This is a genomic window from Streptacidiphilus sp. MAP12-33 (assembly GCF_041261265.1).
In the GTDB taxonomy this organism is placed as follows: Bacteria; Actinomycetota; Actinomycetes; order Streptomycetales; family Streptomycetaceae; genus Streptacidiphilus.
This window is the reverse complement of the sequence record NZ_JBGCCA010000007.1, coordinates 126,761-146,218: the sequence shown is the minus strand read 5'-3', so window position 1 is coordinate 146,218 and position 19,458 is coordinate 126,761. Positions and strand designations below refer to the sequence as shown.

The window sequence follows — 19,458 nt, the reverse complement described above, 5'->3', positions numbered from 1 at the left end:
CGTGAACACCTGGGCGTCCTGGTGCGGTGGAGGGTTGGCGGTGGGGAGTGGACATATCCGCTGTATACCAGGCGAGCCGCAGATGGTCCTCACATCGGGGCCGAGGGCGCTTTGCCGTGATCGGCTTCTTGCGGGAGTCTGTGGGCAACCTGGAGAGGGGAAGCGCGGCATGGACTCGGAAGATCGAGGTTGGGCGCTGCGGCGCGTGATCAGCGAGCTTCGGGAGGACGACCTCATTGACCGGGCCGCGTCGCTGACCTACTACGCGGTCATGTCGATGGTCCCCGCGCTGCTGGTCGTGATGTCCATCCTCGGCGCGATCGGGCCCTCGGCCACGGGCCCGCTGATCCGCGCAGTCAGCGAGTTCGCCCCCGGCCCCGCCCGCGACCTGGTGACCCAGATGCTGGCCGGCCTGCAGCGCCAGCACCTCGCGGCCGGACTGCTCGGGCTTCTCGCGGTCATATGGTCGGCGTCCGCCTACGCCGCGGCATTCGTCCGCGCGATGAACGCGGTCTACGACGTCCCCGAGGGCCGTCCGCTGCGGGTCCTGCTTCCGCTGCGGCTCGGCCTCACCGTGCTCGCCCTCGCGCTTCTGTCACTGGTGACAGCCCTGATCGTGGTCAGCGGACGGCTGGCCGCGCGCATCGGTGCCGCGCTGGGCGCATCCCACACCGTGGTCACGGCCTGGGAATGGGGCAAATGGCCGCTGCTGATCATCCTGCTCGCCCTGCTGCTCGCACTGCTGTACTGGGCTGCCCCCAACGCCCGGCAGCCCTTCCGTGTCGGCACCCTGGGCGGCCTGGCAGCTGTGCTGCTGGTCGGTGTCGCCTCCGGGGGATTCGCCCTTTACACGGCGCACTACGGCTCCTACAACCGGGTCTACGGGAGCCTGGCCGCCGTCATCACGTTCCTGGTCTGGTTGTGGCTGTGCAATCTGGCGCTCCTCCTCGGCGCGGAGATCAACTCCGAGCTCGACCGCCAACGGGCCATCGACCACGGCCACCCGGCCGAACACGAGCCGTACATGCCGCTGCGCAGTACGGAGAGGCTGCCCACCTCCTCCGGCGCCCGGCCTCCGGCGGGCGCCGGCGGAGCCTAGAGCGAGCGTCCCCGCTGTTGCGGGGTGAACTGCTCCAGCAGGGTCGGGAAGGTTCCGATCGCGTCCAGCGCGAGTGCGAGCTCGGCGACGATCAGCGGGTCGTCCAGCGGACCGCGCAGGTTCTCCTCCAGGCGGCGCAGGCGATATCGCACCGTGTTCTCGTGACAGTGCAGTACCTGCGCCGTCTCGGCAGCCGAACCTCCTGCTGCGAGCCAGGCCTGCGCGGTGGCCAGCAGCCTCGCGCGTTCCTCCTCGGGTAGCGACAGCAGCCCGCCCAACACACGGTTGACGGTGCGTTGGGTGGCATCCAGATTGGTCATCACCAGATCCCTGAGCGGGGTGTCATCGAGCTGGCGGACCGCGGACGCCTCCGGCGGCAGGGACTCCAGGGCGACCTGGGCATACTGCAGCGCCCTCGCGCTGTGGTCGAGCTGGTAGTAGACGGGGCTCACCCCGACGCGCCCGGTCGCGCACGCGCCGATCGCGTCCAGGACGAAGTCCGTGGGAAGGGCCGGCAGGGAAAGAACGCCGATTTCGTGCGCCGGCTGTGCCCGCCAGGCGGACCTGACCTTCAGGGCCCGCAGCTTGGACTCAAGGCCCGGAAGAGGAGGCTCGCTGGCCCTGACCACCTCAGCCGTCAGCACCACGAACGAGCCCTGGTACGGAAAGTCCAGCATGTGCGCGATCTCCCAGACGGAGCTGCCGCCCGGCAGCTCCCCGTCGACCAGCGCGGCGACGAGTCCGGCGCGGCGGCGGGCCGTCTCCAGCATCTGCTCGGCCATCGCCTCCCGGTAGGCGTCGGTGAGGGCCAGGGCGTAGACGTCCGACAGGGCCCAGAGCCGCGTCGCTGCCGCGAGAACGGCCCGCGTCGTGTGCTCGCCACGTGCCTCCGCCTCGGCCAGCAACTGTTCCCAGAAGTAGGCGAAGCTCAGGCGGTACACCCGCAGGACCTCCGGCAGCGGGGCGCCCTGCAGGGCCCGCCGTCTGCCGGTCGCGCTCGGGGCCCTCACGTCGACCGCCTGCACGGCGGGGGTGGTCAGGTGCGCGAGGAGGAAGTCGACGCTGCCGCGCAGTCCTTTCAGCAGATCGTCCCGGCTGACCACGGCCGAGCGGTAGAACGCGATCTCCTTGACGATGAGATCGGCCATCGCGTCGACGACCGAGTCGCGCCGCCCGCGCAGTGAGGCGGCGATGTCGGCGAGCACGGTGTCGGGGGAAGCCGGGTCGGGCACCCTTCGAGCCTAGGCCAGCGCCCCGGACACCGCGCGATCCACGCCCCGCCGGTCCCAGCGGGCAAGGGTTCTCTGTCGTCTGCGACAGAGAACTGTGTCGCCGTCGCCATGGCCCGACCGAGCTCCCTCTGGCCATGATCGTTCCCAGTGGCACAAAGCACTCAGACAGGACCGGGGAGGGACGGCGCCCCATGGGAGAGGCGCGTAACCGTCGCCAGGCGGGGCAGGGACCCTGGTCCTGACCCGTAGGGAAGGCCCGCCCGGGTCCGGACGCCCCACACACAGGCCTCCACCACTGACGGAAAGGCAGACAAACGTGCGCCACTGGCAGATGATCGACGCCTTGGTGGAGCAGGATCCGGATCTGATGGACGACGAGGACTTCAAGGCGGTCGTCGCCGTGTTCGACCGGCTGGATGTGGAGGTCCGCAGCACTCCGCCGCGCCGGGAACAGACCGCTGCGGCATGGCGGCTCGAACTTCACTGGCAGCAAAAGGGCCTGCTGTCCGAGGACACCGAGGCCGCCCTGCCAACGGCATTGACCGACATTCGGGAGTACTTCGAACTACGCGGACGCGCTGCGCCCGCGTCACTCGAGGTACTCGACCGGCGAGGTGCCCGGATGCTGCTTGTAGACCCGGTCGATCCCGCGGACCGCTGAGAGTGCTGGCGCCTCGCGCGGGGCTCACTCCTCGTCCGTCCACACGGCGACCGGGTTCGGCCACTGGGCGATGGCGTCCGGATCGGCGGTCAGGAGCGGATCGGGTTGTTTCTTCCACACGTTGACCACGGTCTTGGCCGGTGCGGGACCGGTCCGAGCCTGCGGATCAACGCCCTCTTCAGTATCGAGTCGGCGAAGGCCAGGGCATCAAGGCTGGTTGTCCCGGGCGCCGACTCGGATTGGAGCGAGGTCTCTGTCTGTTCGCCCGATGACGAGGTCTCCACGACGGTGTAGTAGTACGTCTCCATGTTTCCAGGAGAGCCTGCCGATCGTGAACCCGCGAACCCGGGCAGGCTGACGTGTAACCACGCGGCGGCGGGCCGTCGCTATGGCTGGGGCGTCGAGCGGGCCTCGGCGACGAAGACCGTCACGTCGTCGGGGTCCCGGAGCGTGTCCAGCAGCCACTGGCAGGTCTCCTCCAGTGGTTTCGGCGGACCGTCGAGGACGTCGAGCAGTGCGGTGAGCCGCTCGTCGATGGGCTGGTGCCTTGTCTCCACCAGCCCGTCGGTGTACAGCACCAGCCGGTCCCCGAGGCCGAACCAGAAGGCTGCGGCGTGGAAGGGGACTCCGCCGACGCCCAGTGGCGCTCCGGCGGGCAGCTCCAGCAGCTCGGGGTGCAGCCCCGCCCGCAGCAGCACAGGCGGCCGGTGGCCCGCATTCGAGATCGGGCACTCGCCGCACCGCGGGTCGTTGACCGCGTACAGGCAGGTGGCGATGGAGTGCTCCAGTCCCCTGGTGATCTTGTCGAGGTGCTGCCGTACCTGCGCCGGAACCAGGTCCAGATCGGCGTATGCGCGCGTCGCCGTGTGACGGCGGCCCATCGTCGCGCCTGCGTCGATGCCGTTGCCCATGACATCTCCCACGATCAGGGCGCGGCGGGCTGCCGGGCCGAATCGTGGGGCGCGGCGAGGGCGCGCAGCATGGAGAGGAGGTGGCACAGCACTCGGATGCCGTTGTGAGAGGTGGCGAGCGATGCCGGTCTGGCGGATGAGGGATTTCCACGACGACGATCTGGATCAGGTCGTCCAGGTCTGGGACCAGAGCCGGCCCGACGACCAGCCACCTCCGGTCTTCCCGATCTCGGAGGCCATGTCCGCAGCCCGCGCAGGCCAGCCTGCGGTGGTTGCGGTGGTCGGCGAGCAGATCGTCGGAGTCGCCGTGGCGCGGGCCGAGGGCGAACGAGCGTGGATCGTGCTCGTCGCCCTGGCATCCCGCTGGCGGCAGCGCGGGATCGGCAGCGATCTCCTCGCCGAACTGGGGCGCCGCCTGCGCGGCGCAGGAGTGCGCCGGATCTGCGCCCTGCTTCCCGAGTCGGCCGCGGGCACCGCGGCGATGCACAACAGCGGGTACACCGCCCGCGACGGACTGGTGTACTTCGAGAGGCTGGAGCACGCGCCGGCCGCCGAGGCCGGGCTGCTCGAAGCGCTCGGCGGCAGGGTGTTGCCGAGCGATCTGTGGGGCGCCCTGGCTGGCCGTGAGACGGAGAAGGACCTCGTCGAGAAGCGGATCGTCCTGCCACTGAAGGAAACGGAGCTGGTCGAGCGCTTCGGTGTCGTGCCTCCGAAGGCAGTGATCCTTTTCGGGCCGCCGGGAACCGGGAAGACCAGCTTCGTCAAGGCGGTCGCATCGCGCCTGGGTTGGCCGTTCGTCGAGGTATTCCCTTCCCGGCTGGCCGCCGACGGCGGCTCGGTCGGACTGGCCGCCGCCCTGCGGGACGTGTTCGGCGACGTTGGATCCCTGGACGCGGCGGTGCTGTTCATCGACGAGGTCGAGGAGATCGCGAGCGTCCGCTCCGGGGTCGCCGCCGACCCAGGTCACATGGTGACGAACGAACTGCTGAAGGTGATACCGGGGTTCCGCGAGCACGACGAGCATCTCATGGTCTGCGCGACCAACTCGGTGCGCTCGCTCGACCCGGCGTTCCTACGACCGGGCCGGTTCGACTACGTGATCCCGATCGGCCCGCCGGACGCCACCGCGCGCGCAGCCGTCTGGACGCGCTACCTCGGACCCGCTCTGGAGACCCAGACGGTCGACCTGACGCGGCTTGTGCAGGCATCCGAGCTCTTCACCCCGGCAGACATCGAGTTCGCGGCCCGCAAGGGGGCACAGGCGGCATTCGAGCGTGAAGTGGCCAACCGCCAGGACGAACCCGCCACGACGCAGGACTACCTGGCCGCCATCCACGACATCAGGCCCACGCTCACCGACGAGATGATCCGCGACTTCAAGGAGGACCAGGAGCAGTACACCCGGATCTGAGACCGTGCGGGGACTTCCCGTCCGGCCGTGGAGGGTCCCGGTCGCGCAGGTCAGAGGGGCGGCGTAGCGTGAACGACCGAGTTGCCGCCACCACCTGGCAATCCCGGACGGGAGGAGCGGACAGACATGAGCAGGAACTCCCCGGCGAAAGGCCATCACGGACTTGGGGCGCGCGGGCAGGGCAAGCTGCTGTACTTCCACACTCAGCTGGCCCACGCGATCCGCCAGACCAAGGACCAGGTGCTCAGCAAGCGTCACCGGCCCCACGAATTCCGCCAGCCCGACGGCCACTGGGCTCCCTGACAGACGGCGTGGTGCGACATGTCCGAGGTAAGCACCGAAGAGCTGGCCGCGCTGCGCGGCACCCGGCCCTATCCGGCGATCACGCTGGTCATGCCGACGGACCGCAAGGACCCCTTCGGTGACAAGTCGCGCATCCTGCTGCGCGATCTGGTCACCGAGGCAAGACGAAGGCTGGCCGACGACCCTGGCGTGGACCGAGAGGCCCGGCGGGACCTGCTCCACCACAAGTTGGACCTGGACGTGATCGAGAGCGCGCGCGACTCGTTCCGTCCCGGCGACACGCTGGTGGTCTACCTGGCCGCCGACGAGCCGGTGCAGGTCTGGCAGGTCACCTCCCCCTGGACGGTTGTCCCGCGAGTGGAGTTCAGCACCGCGTTCCTGACGCGGTTCCTCGTGGCGGCCGAGCAGGGATCGCGCCCCTACCTGGTTCTCATCCTGGACCAGAAGCTGTGCCGCCTGTTCCGCGGCGCGGCAAGGGAGCTGTCGGAAGTGAAGGCCGACGGCTTCCCCTACGCCCCGCAGATCCCGTCACCCGAAGACGCCGTCCCCGGCCCGATCCCGCACTCGGCGCCCTACGAGGACCACGAGGCACCGCTGAAGCAGTACCTGCGCGCACTCGACACGCACCTCGGGCAGACGGTGAAAGAGCAGACGGTGAAAGAACAGGGCAGGCCGCCGCTCTTCCTGATCGGAAGCCCCAAGATGCTCACGATGTTCGGCAACGAAACCCAGCTGGGAGACCTTGTCGCCGGCACCTTGCCGCTGACCGGCATGGAGACGGTGCCCGTGGCGGATCTGGCGAAACGACTGGCGCCGGTGCTGGACGAGTTCCACGCGAGGCAGGTCAGCGAGGCACTGGCAGCCCTGGACACCGCCCGTGGCCGCGGCACGTTCGCGGGCGGCGCGGCCGCGGCCTGGACGGCCGCACTGGAAAAGCGCGTGAGCCTGCTCGTCGTGGACGAAGGACGCGTCGTGGCGGGCCGTATCTCCGACGACCGCCGGGACCTCGAAGTCCTTCCTGTCCCGGAGCCGGTGACGCTGCCGAGCCCGAAGCGCGACATCGGACCCGCCCCGCACTCCATGGGAGTGACGACCGACATCGTCGAACAGCTCGTCGAGACCACCATCCGCGCCGACGGCCAGGTCCTCTTTGTTCCCGACGGCACGCTCGCCGCGACCGACGGCGTCGCCGCGGTGCTGCGCTTCTGACCGATCGTCGATTGTGTCGGGCAACAACAAACTCGATGTTCCACGACAAGGAGCGGCCTTGATGGCGAGACTCGTGCAGGCGGTCGAGGACTTCACAGCGCTGGACGCCGCCTGCCGTCGCGCTGCCGGCCTGGTCGCCCGGGTGACCCGCCGTCGCGAGGTCAAGAACGCACTGTCGGGCACCTGGCTGGGCCATCCGCTGCATCCTGTGCTCTCCGACATCCCCATCGGTGCGTGGGTGATGGCCTCCCTGCTGGACGCGACGACGGGGGCACAAGGGGCGAGAGCGGCTCGGCTCCTCGTGGGCGCCGGCCTGGCGGCGGCAGTGCCGACCGCCGCGGCGGGGGCCTCCGACTGGTCCGACACCTACGGCGCGACCCAGCGCGTCGGCCTGGTCCACGGCGTGTGCAACGGCACGGCGACAGCGCTGCAAGCGGTGTCATGGGTGGCCAGGCGGCGGGGGCATCACGCGAAAGGAGCCGTGCTCAGCGGCGCGGGGCTCGGCCTCACGCTCAGCGCTGCCTACCTGGGCGGTCACCTGTCCTTCGTCCGAGGCGTCGGAGTGAACCACGCCGCGTTCCAGGAAGAGACCGGGACATGGACCGACGTGGCGGCAGAGTCCGACCTCGTGGACGAACAGCCGCTCCGTGCGGTAGCGAGCGGAATTCCCGTGGTGCTGGTTCGGCATGACGGACAGGTGTCCGTGCTGTCGGCGACCTGCACGCATGCCGGGGGTCCGCTCGACGAAGGCCACCTTGAAGCGGACGGTTGCCTTCGCTGCCCCTGGCACGGCAGCACGTTCCGTCTCTCGGACGGGAAGGTGTTGCGTGGCCCGGCCTCGGTCGCGCAGCCGTGCTGGGAGGTCAAGGTCGAGGCCGGCCGCCTGCGCGTGCGTGCCCGGACCGTCGCTTGATCGCGGCGGGTGAGACTGCTACCGGAGCGGATTCACGATCGTCGGAAAACTGTCGATCGTGGCAAGGACCGGCCCGGGGTCGCGGACGTCTTCGAGGCCGATCGGCTGCACGAGCTCGTACTCGTCGTTTGCCGGCGGAAACACGACAGCATTGGAGTTCCGCAGGATCACCGGCCCCGTGGCGAGGGCGTTCCGCAACGTGATCCCGGGCAGCAGGTCCGGGATGGTGACGTTGATGTTCAGCAGGTACTCCTGGACTCCAGGGAAGGGCTGCCCCGGAGCCACGGCACTCAGGAATCCTGCGGGCGGTACCCGTTCGGGATCCATGACCCACGTCACCTCCCCGATCGTCGTCCCCGCCCCGTCACACGAATCCGCGTGCACCAGCAGCGGCAGGGTGCTGATGGCGCCCGCCCGGTACTGCTCCAGTACGGCGGGGTCATAGCCGATGGACGTGTCACCCGAGAAGTCGACCACATGCGGCCGGCCCCCGACGGTCAGCTGCGCCCCCTTGGTCAAGCGGTGGACGTTCTCCACGCTGGACGTCGCGCTCATCGGGACTCCCTTGGATCGTCCGGCAGAGACCACTGCTTGCGGCCTCGCGGTGGGTCGACCTTCCTGACCATCGTCGCGCGCGGTGGGCGCAGCCGCACCCGATCGATCGACCGGCCGCGCCCCAGCCGGCTGCCCCGCTACGGGTGCACGGCCCCGATCGCGGTACTGCGCTCTGGAGCCGGTCCGGATCACGTACCCTGACCTGCACCGCGGGGCGGCCCGTGGCAGCGGTGTGATGGGAGCGGAGCGGCGGATGAGCGGGAACGGCGGCTTGTGGGTCGCGCTGCTGGCGGGGATCGGCGTCGTGCTCGTCGCCCTGCGCAGCGGCGTCGAGCAGATCCGTTCGCTGCGTGGGACGCGGGTCCAGGCGACGCTGGTCAGCTGCTCCAGGGAGCGTGCCGGCCGTGGTCAGGCCCGCTGGAAGGGCGCGGTGCAGTTCTGCGACCCGGACGACGGGCTCGGTCATCATGTCTCGCTCTACCTCCCCGGGCCGCGCACGCCGGGGCAGCCGCTGCAGGTCTGCTACCCGCCTGGCAGGCCGGCGCGGGCGCGGGTCGCCAAGGGGACGATCGGGTGGCAGTTCCCGATCGGTGGGCTGGTGGTGGGGTCGCTCTTCGTGGCGGGCGCGCTGCTGATCCTGACCGGAGCGGTACACACCTACCCGGTGCCACCGCGCTGACCGTTGCCCTCAGGGCATCACATCGTCGCCTTGATCCCAGCTGACCGGTTAGCCTGTGCCGGGTGCAGCCGACGTTCGTTGACTTCGAGGTCGCTCCGCCCCACGACCACGGCGCGCGAGTGACGTTGACCGGTGCCGAGTTCGGTGCGGACCACCATCTGGTACGTCCGGGCGGCCGGGTCGATCTGGTCGGCTTCGCCGCGACCACGCGGCCCGGCACCGATCTGACCGTGACCGTACGCGGGTGCGCCGAACCGAGTGCCCGGTACGTGCCGGTACGGGTGAGCGTCAACGGTGAGCAGGTCATCGTGCTGCACGCGACACCCGTGCTCGACGAACCCGTCGAGTCACGGGTCACGGTACCGGCGGTACTGCTCACCTGCGGTGCGGACGACGTGTTGTCGCTGTGCGTCGAACCGGGCGCGGACGGCGCGTTCCGGCTCTGGCACGTCCTGGTCGATCCCGTGAACGAGGAGGGACAGTCGGAGAGGACACGGCGCGAGGTCGCCGAGGCGGGCAGCCTGTGGCCCTACCTCACCCGCACCGGTGCCCCGGGCGCCGAAGACGGCGAGGGCAGCCTTTGGATCCAACTGGGGGGCATGGGCCGGGCCGCACTGGCGACACTCGGCTGGCGCATGCGGGACGGAGAGCGCGCGAGCGTGGCCTTCGACGCTGAACAGCGGTCGTTCGCAGGACGGCGGGTTTCCGGACGGAACGAGACGCCCGCCTCGTATCGCGGCGAGGTCGTGGGTCTTCGCCGGATGCCACGTCAGTTCCCGCGGCCACAGCGAACGGTGGTGTTCGACGCCCAGCTCCTCCGCGACGGTGGTTGGCGGGATGCCGCACCGCTCACCGTCCACCTGGACATGGACGACGGTCATGTGCCGCTGGCCGAACTGGAGTGGACCGACCGGAGCGGGGCCCGCACCGGAATCGCCCTCAGCCCGGACGGCGGCGGGTTCTTCGGCCACCACCAGCGGACAGGGCAGATGCCCGTGGAGTACCGGGGCCGGATACGCGGCTCAGGACTGCCCTTCCCGTTCGAGCCGGTGCCGGCCCCGCCCACGAAGCCGGCCGTGCCGGACGTCGAACGCTTCGACACGTGCCCTGCGAAGGCGCTGTCGGGAGGTTCCCTCGACTCGCAGGCAGTGATCGCGGCGGTGCGCCGGTCGACGGCGGGCACCGACCCGATCGCGGTAACCGAGGAGCGGCAGACGGCAGGCATCGCGCTGCGGCACCTGCTGCTCGCGCACGGGTTCTCCACCCGTCCCGAGGTCGCCCGCGCCATCGTTGAGCTGACGCCCGAGCACGCTCGGCTCGCTGTCCGGCAGTTGGCCGGCTTCCTGGACGATCCGGCGCACGATCCGAGTGCCCAGCGCGGCATGTACCTGGAGCAGACGCCCGGCGACTACGAACTGCTGTGCACGGCACTTGCGTTGGCGACCCTCGACGATTCGTACGTGGCCACGGCGACACGGCTGTTCCGTGAGGCGAGCCCGTATGCGGCCGCGGTACTCGCCGCCGATTTCGGGATACTCGGCCCCACGCAGCGGCAGTTGGCCGGCGAGCGCCTCGCGAACCTCGCGGCGAGCACACGCGACGACCACGTAGCCACGCCCGCAGTGCGCGCCCTGTTGCGGCTCGGTCAATTCGAGCTCGTACTCTCTGCGGTGAGAGACTTCACGGACCGCGGCGTGTTCCTGTCGCAGGTGGCACGACCGCTGTCCGAGACGGATCCCGCAGTGCAGCCCGCGTTGGTGGACAGTGCCTTGCACGCGTTGACCGCGAATCCTGGCAACCTGCTGCACCTGGCCACCCGGGGTGACGGCACAGCGCTGGCAGACGTCCCCTCCGAAGTGCTCGCCTGCGGAGAGGCGTACCGGGATCGGGTCGCCGGGATCCTGTGGGGGCTGGTGCGATCCACCGACCTCACCGCGGACGTGCGATGGCGCGCGGCAGACCGGCTCGGGCTGATCGCTTCCTCTGAACACGCAAGCGCCGTCAGACTGCTGGAGGAAGACGGAGTCTACGATCCCGAAGCGCCCCGTCCCCAGCGGCCGGCAGGCACCGAGGAGGAGCTCGCCGCCGCATGCGAGGTGGCCTCGGCGGTATGGCAGCGGATCGAGCGCGAGCTGACACGGCGCTTCCCGAGCTTTCCCGTGATCCTGGGCGGCCCGGCGACACCCGAGGAGATCAGCGCGTGCGAGCAGGCGCTCGGCTGCCGGTTGCCGGTCGACTTCGTGGCCTCCTGCCTGGTTCATCGCAGCATCGCCTTCGGTGACCTCGTGATGGGGATGCCGAACCAGCAGGACGTGGCCGAACTAGCAGACTATCGCGAGTGGATGGGACGAGAGTGGTCCAGCGACCAGCCTGACGCCGCGGACGCCCTGTTCCGCAGCGACTACGGCTGGCGCGACGGCTGGGTGCCCCTCGAATCCGACGAACCGCACAACGGTGAGGCCCTGGACCTCGACCCGGCGCCTGCCGGACGGTACGGACAGATCATCTCGATGGACCACGGCACGCCGCGGGGCGTCTCCGCTGCCGGCTGGTTCGAGCTGCTGGAACGCTTCGCGACCAACCTTGAGCAGGATCGATACCTCCTCCACAAGGACGGGTACCTCGACCTCCACCACGGCTGAGCAGCGGCGAAGGCCCTAATCCCCAGCTGTGCTCGCCCGTCCTTCGGGGGCCGTAGGGCCGCGACGAGGTCGCCGAGTACGCCATACCGCTGGACCACATCGTCCGACGGCGACGCCCACAGGGCACGCCCGTCAGGGCTGAAGGCCAGAGAGTGATACGAGGCCGTGGCTGTGCCGAGGCTCGCTGAGGAGATCCCGCTGGGAGTCCACCGCTCCAGCCCCGCCTCGCCCGCGACGACGAGCAGGGGCTGCTCCGGATGCCAGGACGCGGCGGGTTTCCGCGCCTCCGGCTCCCGCCCGAACGCATCCCCGTAGGCGCTCGACTCCGGGCCGACCGTGGCGAGTTGCCGCAACTGCCGGCGGCGTACTCCCAGACGTGGACCGCCGGACGCTCCGAGTCCCAGCAGGCCACCAGCGGCAGCCGCGGATGACAGGCCAGGCTCTCGACGGAGCGTCCGTTGCCGACCAGCGCCCGTGCCACTACCTCAAGTCCAGTCACACCCGCACCCTAGGGTTCGGGTCCGGCACCGCGTCGGCGGTCGCCCGGCGCTGGGCGGCGGCCAGGGCCAGGGACGCGGCACCGGCCAGGAGGACGGATGCGATCACCGCCGTCCAGCCGCGGCGGAAGCCGGCCAGGGCGGCCTGCGGGCCGTGCGGCGTGCCGATGAGGCTGACCATCAGCGCCACCCCGATCACGGCGCCGATCTGACGGGCCATCGTGGTCACCGCCGAGCCGGTCGCGAAGCGGGAGGGTGGCAGGGAGGCCGCGGCCGCGCCGATGAGGGTGGGCAGGACCAGACCGACGCCCAGGCCGGTCAGCAGCATGCCGGGCAGCAGTTCGGTGGCGTAGTCGGGGCGAACGCCGATCGCCGCCGCCCACCAGCCGACACCGGCCGCGAACAGGAGGGTGCCGAGGGCCGCGAGGCGTCCCGGGCCGAGCCGGCGCACCAGCGCCGCGCTGCCGAGGGCCACCGGCGGTACCAGCAGCGGCCCCGGGGCGATGGCCAGTCCGGTGCGCAACGCCGAGTAGCCCCAGGCATCCTGGCACCACAGCACCGAGGTCAGCAGCATCCCGGCGAAGGCGACGGTGAAGAGCAGCGCGGCGGTGTTGGCCGCGGCGAAGCTCGGGACCTTCAGTAGCGGGAGCTCGACCACGGGTGCCGGATGGTGGGCCGAGCGGCGCAGGAACGCGCCGGTGAGGAGCACCGAGGCGAGCAGGCCGCCGAGCACCCGGACGGAGCCCCAGCCCCAGGCGTCGCCCTTGACCAGGGCGACCGCGAGTGCGGCGATGGCGGCGGTGAGCAGCGCCGCGCCGAACAGGTCGGGCAGGGGGCCCGACTCCCCGCTGCGCAGCCGTGGCAGCACGCGGGCGCCGGCCACCAGGGCGGCGACCCCGACCGGGACGTTGACGAGGAACACCCAGCGCCAGTCGGCCTCCACCAGCAGCCCGCCGAGCACCGGCCCGAGCCCGGCCGCGATCCCGCCGATCGAGGCCCAGGCCCGGATGGCACCGGGGCGCCGGGCCGGGGGAGTGGCGTCGAGGAGCAGCGCCAGCGAGGTGGGTATCAGCGCGGCGGCTCCGGCGGCCTGGACGAGCCGGGCGCCGATCAGCCAGCCCACGCCGGGGGCCAGCGCGCAGAGCGCGGAGGCGGCGGTGAAGACCGCCAGTCCGGCGAGGAACACCGTCCGGTGGCCCACCCGGTCGGCCAGCCGTCCGGCGGCGACGAGCAGCGCGGCGAACACGATCGCGTATCCGTTGAGCACCCAGGACAGGGTGGTCAGGTCGCTGCCGTGGAAGTACTGCTGCATCGCCGGAAGGGCGACGTTGACGATAAACAGGTCCAGGTTCGAGACGAAGACCGCAGCGGCGACCACCAGGAACGCGGTGCGGCGGTGCGGTGCCGGTGCGACGGCGACCGCGTCGACGGAGTCAACGGAGTCGACGACGGCGGGGGTGGCTAGTGGATTTGGTTTTCCAACTCTCTCCATGCGACGAACGCTAGCGGTATCGAGTTTGAAAACACAACCCGTCGTGGCAGGCTGGCTGCATGACCCTGCCCGGACGTCCCTGCTCCATCGCCGCGGCGCTCCAGATCCTCGGCGAGAAGTGGGCGCTGCTCGCCGTGCGCGAGCTCTTCTACGGCAACCACCGCTTCGACGCGATCGTCCGCAACACCGGTGCTCCGCGCGACCGCCTGACCGCCCGGCTGCGTGCCCTGGAGGAGGCGGGAGTGGTCGAGCGCCGCCCCTACAGCGAGCGCCCCCCGCGTTTCGAGTACCACCTGACCGAGGCGGGACGGGACCTCGCCCCGCTCACCCAGTCGCTGCTCGCCTGGGGCGATCGCTGGCTCTCCGCCGAACCGCCCGTGGTGCTGCGCCACCACACGGCCGAGCACCACGACCACCCGCTGGACGCCGCCTGGACCTGCCGCACCTGCGGGGAGGAGGTCCGCAGCCCGGATGTCGCCATCGACATCCGCACGCCCGGCTGGGACCGCCAGGGCCCGACCCCGGACTGACGATCACGCCGGCGGGGCCGAACCCTCGGGGCCGAACCCTCGTGGCCGGCCTCGTGCTACCGGCTGACGACTCGGCTGTTCACCTCGTGCCGGTGGGCCCGGTCGTCAGCGCCACGTCGCCCGGTGATCCGCGCGGCACGGCGGGCGAGCGGGAACCAGAGGAGGGTCGAGCCGCCGACGGTGACGAGGCACAGGACCACGGCCGTGCGTCCCTCGAACATGTACTGCTGCCAGGCCGCCCAGGCGCAGACGCCCGTGAGGGAGACCGTGACGAGTCCGACCGAGAACCGACCCCCGGGGATGCGGAAGGGCCGGTGCAGCCCCGGTTCGCGGATGCGCAGCGCGATCAGCGCCGCGACCTCCAGCAGGATGCCGATGTTGGTGAGGAACACGTCGAAGACGATCAGGTTCGCGAAACTGCTCAGGCAGAACATCGCGTAGACGACCGCCGAGCCAATGACGGAGAGGACCGGGACCCCGCGCTTCCTGCTCTCGCGGGCGAGGAACCTCGGCAGGTAGTGGTCCCGCGCCAGTGCGTAGGGCAGGCGGCTGTTGGAGGCGAGCAGCGCGGAGAAGAGCGCGGCGGAGGCCAGCATGCCGCCGGCCGTCACCGCCCACTGCAGCCAGGGGCCGGCCAACTGGCGGGCGACCCCGGCAAAGGAGCCGGCGCTCCAACCGGCCCAGCCGTTGGTGCCGTGCTTGCCCACGCCGAGGGCTGCCAGCGCGGGCAGCAGGTAGCCGAGCACGATCAGGACCAAGGAGAACGCCAGCGCGCGGGGCAGGTGCCTGCGGGGGTTCTGCATCTCCCCGGCGACCGTGCTCACCGCGTCCCAGCCGCAGTAGCTCCACATCACGATGAACAGGCCGGCGCCGAAGGCGCTCCACCCGGACTGGTCGGTGGAACTGGTCAGTTCGCCGACCGGGTTCGTCCCGGTCCGCGCGAGGTGGACGAAGCCGACGACGGTCAGCACCAGCATCGGGACCAGGCAGACCGCCCCGAACAGCACCGATGTGTCGCCGACCCACCCGGCGCCCAGCAGGTTCAGTGCGGTGAACAGTGCGATCACGGCGAGGCAGACGAACCAGTTGAGGTCGAAGTGGAGATGGCCGACGGAGAACAGGACGTGCCGACCCGGCGCGACGGCACCGACGAGGCTGCGCAGGTAGCCGGTGAAGAGCACCGGATACAGCGCCATGTCGACGAAGCTGCAGATCCACTGCAGCAGCCCCTGCTGGAAGCCCCAGAACCTGCCGAGCCCGCGCTTGACCCAGTGGTAGTAGCCCCCCTCCTCCGGGATCGCGGTGCCGAGTTCGGCGACCACGAGGGAGTGCGGGACCGCGTAGATCAGCGGGGTCACCAGGAGGAGGACGACGCCCATGCCCGGCCCCGAGGCGGAGAACAGCGACTCGGTTCCGTAGGCCCCGCCCGAGACGGAGAAGAAGATCAGCGCCACCAGCGGGAGCAGGCGGACCTGACGCGTCCTCCGGCCGGGCGTCGCCGTGGCAGTCCCCGCAGCGGGAGTCCTCGCGGCGGTCCTCGCGGCGGCCGGTGCCGCAGCAGCTGTCCCCGAAGCGGCAGAGGCCATGAATCGCTCCAGGTCGCAGGCGGTGTGGCCAGCCATTCTGCGTCCGCGTCCGGCGGGGGACAAGTACCCCCGTGCGGTTCGGGCGGGCGAGCCGGCCGCGCGGGGGTTTTGGTGGGGCGCCCCGGGGGTCTTGTATCGTTCCTCCCGAATCATCCAGAGGGGTGGAGGGACCGGCCCGACGAAGCCCCGGCAACTCCCCGGTGGACTCGGTGCGTACGCGCACCGCGCCGCCAGGGTCAGTGCCAACTCCGGCCTGCCGCCAACGTGGCGCGGGAAAGATGAGGAGAAACGGTGCTTTCGGTGCTGTGCTTCGTCCGGGCGCTTACCGCCCCGGCCCTTCCGCGTACCCGTCGCATATTCGGCGCAGGCATCCGGCCGACTTTCCCGGCCTGTTCCCGCTGATCGTCCCCGGCTCCCTGCCACCGGAGTCCGTGTGAGCGCAGTCTGCCTGCCGCTCAAGGGATTTGAGACTGGAGTACCCAATTCATGGAGAACACGAGCGGCGTCGGCGTGCTCGACAAGGCGACCACGATCCTGGGCGCCCTGGAGGCCGGGCCCAGCAGTCTGGCGGCGCTGGTCGCCGCCACCGGGCTGGCGCGGCCCACTGTGCACCGGCTCGCGGTCGCGCTGGAGCGCCACCGCATGGTCGCCCGCGACCTGCAAGGCCGGTTCGTCCTCGGCCCGCGGCTCGGCGAACTGTCGGCCGCGGCCGGTGAGGACCGGCTGCTGGGCGTGTCCGGCGGCGTGCTGGCCCGCCTGCGCGACGTCACCGGCGAGAGCGCCCAGCTCTACCGCCGCCAGGGCGAGGCGCGCATCTGCGTCGCCGCTGCCGAGCGGCTCTCGGGCCTGCGCGACATCGTCCCCGTGGGGGTGACCCTGCCCATGCAGGTCGGCGCCGCCGCGCAGATCCTGCTCGCCTGGGAGGAGCCGGAGCGGCTGCACCGCGGGCTGCGCGGGGCGCGCTTCACCGCGACGGCGCTGAGCGGGGTGAGGCGGCGGGGCTGGGCGCAGTCCGTCGGCGAGCGGGAGCCGCACGTCGCCTCCGTGTCCGCGCCGGTGCGGGCGCCGTCCGGGCAGGTCGTGGCGGCGGTCTCGGTGTCCGGTCCGATCGAGCGGCTCACGCGCCAGCCGGGGGCGCACTACTCCCAGGCGGTCGTCGAGGCGGCGACCCGTCTCAGCGCGGCCCTGGGCCACGGCGGTCAGGGTGGTCAGGGTGGTCAGGGCGGCCGGGGCTGACGGAGCCAGCTACTTGACATTGCCGAGTACCAGGAACAGTCTGGTACTCGTGACCTCCAGCCATGACCCGCAACTGCTCAAAGGCATCCTGTCGCTCCTGCTGCTGCACCTGCTGGCGGAGCAGGAGTCGTACGGGTACGAGGTGGTCCAGCGCCTGCAAGGGGCCGGCTTCGCCGACGTCCTGGAGGGCACGGTCTATCCCGCACTGGCCCGGCTCGAACGGGAGGGACGGCTGGCCTCACGGCTGGTCGCCTCCTCCAGCGGTCCGGCGCGCAAGTACTACCGGTTGACCGACGCCGGGCACGAGGCCCTGGCCGCCGGTGCCGCCGGCTGGGCCCGGCACGTCGCCGGTGTCGAGGCCGTCCTGTCCCGTCCCCTGTCCGCCGCACCGCAGAAGGGTTCCTGACATGCCGAACACCGTCTCCTGGTCCGACCGGCTGCGCGTCGAGTGGGTCGTCTGGTCGCTCGACCAGCGCCTGTACGACCTGCCGCGCCACACCCGGATCGCCCACCGGCGCGAGGTCCGCGCCAACCTGCTGGCCGCCGCCGCGGAGGTCGGCGCCGGCGAGGCGCTGAAGCGCCTCGGCAGCGCGCGGGAGCTGGCCGCGCAGTACCTGGACGCCGAGTTCGGTGAGGGCCCGCGGCACTCGTGGCTGGCTGCCGCGCTCTTCGCGTTCACCACCCCGCTGGTGCTCAACTTCTTCCTGAGCGAGGCGGCCAACGCCTACGAGCAGGCCATCACCGCCCCGGGCGCGCACGCCGACGGCAGTTACAGCTGGGGCGGCGTCACCTGGCTCCAGAGCCCGCTGACGTTCGAGCTGCACCAGGGCCAGGCCACCCACGTCGGCGGGGCGTACACGCCGCTGACCTATGTCCTGCTGGTCGTCGGGGCGATCGCCTGCGGCCGGCTGTGGCGGGCCCTGCCCCGCCGGCGCACTCCGCGTCAGGCCCATCCGGTGGCAGGCTGACCGCCTCCCGCCGCCGAGCGGGTGCAGCCGGCACAGCCGACCCCGTCAGTACGGTCGGCACAGGAGACGCGGGCTCAGTGCAGCAGGTCGGCGACCGTCGCGATGCCCGTCTCGATCGCGCGCTCGCCGACCAGCCCGAAGCCCAGGACGAGTTGGGGCGCGTTCGGGCCGGGCAGGGCGCGGTGGTCGGCCATCGGGTACAGGCCCACCGAGCGCCCGGCGGCCGCCGCGACCACGGCGCGCTCGTCGGCCGACGCCGGGAGATGGGCGACCGCGTGGAATCCGGCGGCCAGGCCCGAGACCCGGACGTGCCGGGCGTGCCGGGCGAGCGCGTCGACCAGCGTGGCGCGGCGCCCCGCGTAGACGGCGCGCATCCGGCGCAGGTGACGGTCGTAGCGCCCCGACTCCAGCAGCGCCGCCAAGGCGAGCTGGTCGAGGGCCGACGAGCCGCGGTCGCTGATCAGTTTCTCCTCGGCGACGCGGTCGGCGAACCTGCCGGGCGCCAGCACCCAGCCCAGCCGGACGGCGGGCGCCAGCGTCTTGCTGACCGTGCCGATGGTGAAGACCCGCTCCGGGGCCAGTCCCTGCACCACGCCGACGGGTTCGCGGTCGTAGCGGAACTCCGAGTCGTAGTCGTCCTCGACGACGTACCCGTCGTGGCGCCGGGCCCAGGCGACCAGCTCGTTCCGCCGTCGCGCGGACAGGACCACCCCGGTGGGGGACTGGTGCGCGGGCATCACCACCACCGCCTGGGCGCCGCTCGACTCCAGGGCCTCGACGTCGACGCCCTGTTCGTCCACGGGGACGTGGACGGCCTCCAGGCGCGGCGCCCCGACCGCCCTGACGATCTCCTCGACCTCGGTCGCACCGTAGCCCGGATCCTCAAACGCCACCCGGCGGACGTCGGCCCCGGTCAGCGCCCGCAGGGCCACGACCAGGCCCTGGGCGAATCCGGTGCTCACGACGATTCGGTCCGGATCGGCCTCGGCGGCGCGCACACGGCGCAGGTAGCCGGCGAGCACCTGGCGCAGCACGACGCTGCCGCGCGGGTCGCCGTAGTCGAGGTCGGCGTTGGCCGCCGTGCGGCAGGTCTCGCGGACCGCCCACGCCCAGTCACCGCGCGGGAAGCTCGCCAGATCGGGGACCCCGGCCCGGAAGTCGGCGATCAGCGCCTGCACGTGCCGGCTGCCCGGCGGCGGCGGCGCCGTCGGCGCGGCGTCGGCGGCCGGGCGAGCCGACCCCGGTGCGACCCGGGTCGCGGAACCGCCACGGGTCACCAGGTAGCCCTCGGCCAGCAGTTGGCCGTAGCACTCCTGCACCAGACCCCGGGAGACGCCCAGCTGCCGGGACAACTCACGCGTGGACGGCAGCCGCTCGCCCTCGTGCAACCGGCCGTCGCGGATCGCCTCGCGCAGGCCGGACAGCAGCTGCGCCCGCAGGGACGTGCCCCCGCCCCGCTCCAGGGGCAGCAACAGCTCCGGGGTGGAACCGGACCACTCGATCGCCACGAAACCGGACCTTACTCCGGTCCGGA

At 71.4% G+C, this 19,458-nt stretch carries 18 protein-coding genes and 1 riboswitch; of the genes, 12 read left to right on the top strand and 6 right to left on the bottom strand.

Going from position 1 to position 19,458, the window contains the following annotated elements:
• Positions 1 to 169: 169 nt before the first annotated feature.
• A complete protein-coding gene (locus ABH931_RS09915) occupies positions 170 to 1,099 on the top strand; it encodes a YihY/virulence factor BrkB family protein (RefSeq protein WP_370111933.1) in 930 nt (309 codons plus the stop codon).
• On the opposite strand, the gene ABH931_RS09910 is transcribed toward ABH931_RS09915, so the two are convergent.
• Positions 1,096 to 2,331, bottom strand: coding sequence for a PucR family transcriptional regulator (locus ABH931_RS09910; RefSeq protein ID WP_370111931.1), 1,236 nt, complete (start codon positions 2,329 to 2,331; stop codon positions 1,096 to 1,098). The two genes, ABH931_RS09915 and ABH931_RS09910, sit on opposite strands and share 4 nt — an antisense overlap.
• A 316-nt stretch (positions 2,332 to 2,647) precedes the next feature.
• Between ABH931_RS09910 and ABH931_RS09905 the strand changes: the two genes are divergently transcribed.
• The gene (locus tag ABH931_RS09905; RefSeq protein WP_370111930.1) at positions 2,648 to 2,992 is read left to right on the top strand and encodes a hypothetical protein; all 345 of its coding nucleotides are present in this window, start codon (positions 2,648 to 2,650) and stop codon (positions 2,990 to 2,992) included.
• 386 nt (positions 2,993 to 3,378) lie between these two features.
• Here the strand turns inward: ABH931_RS09905 and ABH931_RS09900 are convergent, their stop codons facing one another.
• Positions 3,379 to 3,990, bottom strand: coding sequence for a PP2C family protein-serine/threonine phosphatase (locus ABH931_RS09900; protein WP_370111928.1), 612 nt, complete (start codon positions 3,988 to 3,990; stop codon positions 3,379 to 3,381).
• A 34-nt stretch (positions 3,991 to 4,024) separates the two neighbouring features.
• On the opposite strand from ABH931_RS09900, the gene ABH931_RS09895 reads away from it, so the two are divergent.
• The 4 genes from ABH931_RS09895 (at position 4,025) to ABH931_RS09880 (ending at position 7,739) form a co-directional block, all read left to right on the top strand.
• The gene (locus ABH931_RS09895; protein ID WP_370111926.1) at positions 4,025 to 5,314 is read left to right on the top strand and encodes an ATP-binding protein; all 1,290 of its coding nucleotides are present in this window, start codon (positions 4,025 to 4,027) and stop codon (positions 5,312 to 5,314) included.
• 126 nt (positions 5,315 to 5,440) lie between these two features.
• Positions 5,441 to 5,617 (top strand): hypothetical protein, encoded by a 177-nt coding sequence (locus ABH931_RS09890; RefSeq protein ID WP_370111924.1) that lies wholly within the window; start codon positions 5,441 to 5,443, stop codon positions 5,615 to 5,617.
• A gap of 18 nt (positions 5,618 to 5,635) precedes the next feature.
• Complete coding sequence (locus ABH931_RS09885) at positions 5,636 to 6,826, top strand: hypothetical protein (RefSeq protein WP_370111923.1); 1,191 nt, start codon at positions 5,636 to 5,638, stop codon at positions 6,824 to 6,826.
• Positions 6,827 to 6,887: 61 nt separating this feature from the next.
• The gene (locus ABH931_RS09880; RefSeq protein WP_370111921.1) at positions 6,888 to 7,739 is read left to right on the top strand and encodes a Rieske 2Fe-2S domain-containing protein; all 852 of its coding nucleotides are present in this window, start codon (positions 6,888 to 6,890) and stop codon (positions 7,737 to 7,739) included.
• A gap of 18 nt (positions 7,740 to 7,757) precedes the next feature.
• Here ABH931_RS09880 and ABH931_RS09875 read toward each other — a convergent pair whose 3' ends face one another.
• On the bottom strand, positions 7,758 to 8,294 hold the full coding sequence (locus tag ABH931_RS09875; protein WP_370111919.1) for a hypothetical protein: 537 nt from the start codon (positions 8,292 to 8,294) through the stop codon (positions 7,758 to 7,760).
• A gap of 253 nt (positions 8,295 to 8,547) precedes the next feature.
• Between ABH931_RS09875 and ABH931_RS09870 the strand changes: the two genes are divergently transcribed.
• Positions 8,548 to 8,973, top strand: a complete 426-nt coding sequence (locus ABH931_RS09870; RefSeq protein ID WP_370111917.1) for a DUF3592 domain-containing protein — start codon at positions 8,548 to 8,550, stop codon at positions 8,971 to 8,973.
• 62 nt (positions 8,974 to 9,035) lie between these two features.
• The gene (locus ABH931_RS09865) at positions 9,036 to 11,615 is read left to right on the top strand and encodes an SMI1/KNR4 family protein (protein ID WP_370111916.1); all 2,580 of its coding nucleotides are present in this window, start codon (positions 9,036 to 9,038) and stop codon (positions 11,613 to 11,615) included.
• 495 nt (positions 11,616 to 12,110) lie between these two features.
• Here the strand turns inward: ABH931_RS09865 and ABH931_RS09860 are convergent, their stop codons facing one another.
• Positions 12,111 to 13,604 (bottom strand): MFS transporter, encoded by a 1,494-nt coding sequence (locus ABH931_RS09860; RefSeq protein WP_370111914.1) that lies wholly within the window; start codon positions 13,602 to 13,604, stop codon positions 12,111 to 12,113.
• 59 nt (positions 13,605 to 13,663) lie between these two features.
• Here ABH931_RS09860 and ABH931_RS09855 point away from each other — a divergent pair, with 59 nt between their 5' ends.
• On the top strand, positions 13,664 to 14,134 hold the full coding sequence (locus ABH931_RS09855; protein ID WP_370111912.1) for a winged helix-turn-helix transcriptional regulator: 471 nt from the start codon (positions 13,664 to 13,666) through the stop codon (positions 14,132 to 14,134).
• Positions 14,135 to 14,190: 56 nt separating this feature from the next.
• Here ABH931_RS09855 and ABH931_RS09850 read toward each other — a convergent pair whose 3' ends face one another.
• The gene (locus tag ABH931_RS09850; protein ID WP_370111911.1) at positions 14,191 to 15,720 is read right to left on the bottom strand and encodes an APC family permease; all 1,530 of its coding nucleotides are present in this window, start codon (positions 15,718 to 15,720) and stop codon (positions 14,191 to 14,193) included.
• Between the two features lie 146 nt (positions 15,721 to 15,866).
• A riboswitch (SAM riboswitch) is annotated at positions 15,867 to 16,005 on the top strand.
• 201 nt (positions 16,006 to 16,206) lie between these two features.
• Between ABH931_RS09850 and ABH931_RS09845 the strand changes: the two genes are divergently transcribed.
• The 3 genes from ABH931_RS09845 to ABH931_RS09835 are packed head-to-tail and all read left to right on the top strand — an operon-like array spanning position 16,207 to position 17,924.
• The gene (locus ABH931_RS09845; protein WP_370111909.1) at positions 16,207 to 16,956 is read left to right on the top strand and encodes an IclR family transcriptional regulator; all 750 of its coding nucleotides are present in this window, start codon (positions 16,207 to 16,209) and stop codon (positions 16,954 to 16,956) included.
• Between the two features lie 49 nt (positions 16,957 to 17,005).
• Entirely contained in the window at positions 17,006 to 17,362 is a 357-nt protein-coding gene (locus ABH931_RS09840) for a PadR family transcriptional regulator (RefSeq protein ID WP_370111908.1), read from the top strand.
• A gap of 1 nt (position 17,363) precedes the next feature.
• On the top strand, positions 17,364 to 17,924 hold the full coding sequence (locus tag ABH931_RS09835) for a hypothetical protein (protein ID WP_370111906.1): 561 nt from the start codon (positions 17,364 to 17,366) through the stop codon (positions 17,922 to 17,924).
• Between the two features lie 74 nt (positions 17,925 to 17,998).
• Here ABH931_RS09835 and ABH931_RS09830 read toward each other — a convergent pair whose 3' ends face one another.
• Positions 17,999 to 19,432, bottom strand: a complete 1,434-nt coding sequence (locus ABH931_RS09830; protein ID WP_370111904.1) for a PLP-dependent aminotransferase family protein — start codon at positions 19,430 to 19,432, stop codon at positions 17,999 to 18,001.
• Positions 19,433 to 19,458: the final 26 nt, after the last annotated feature.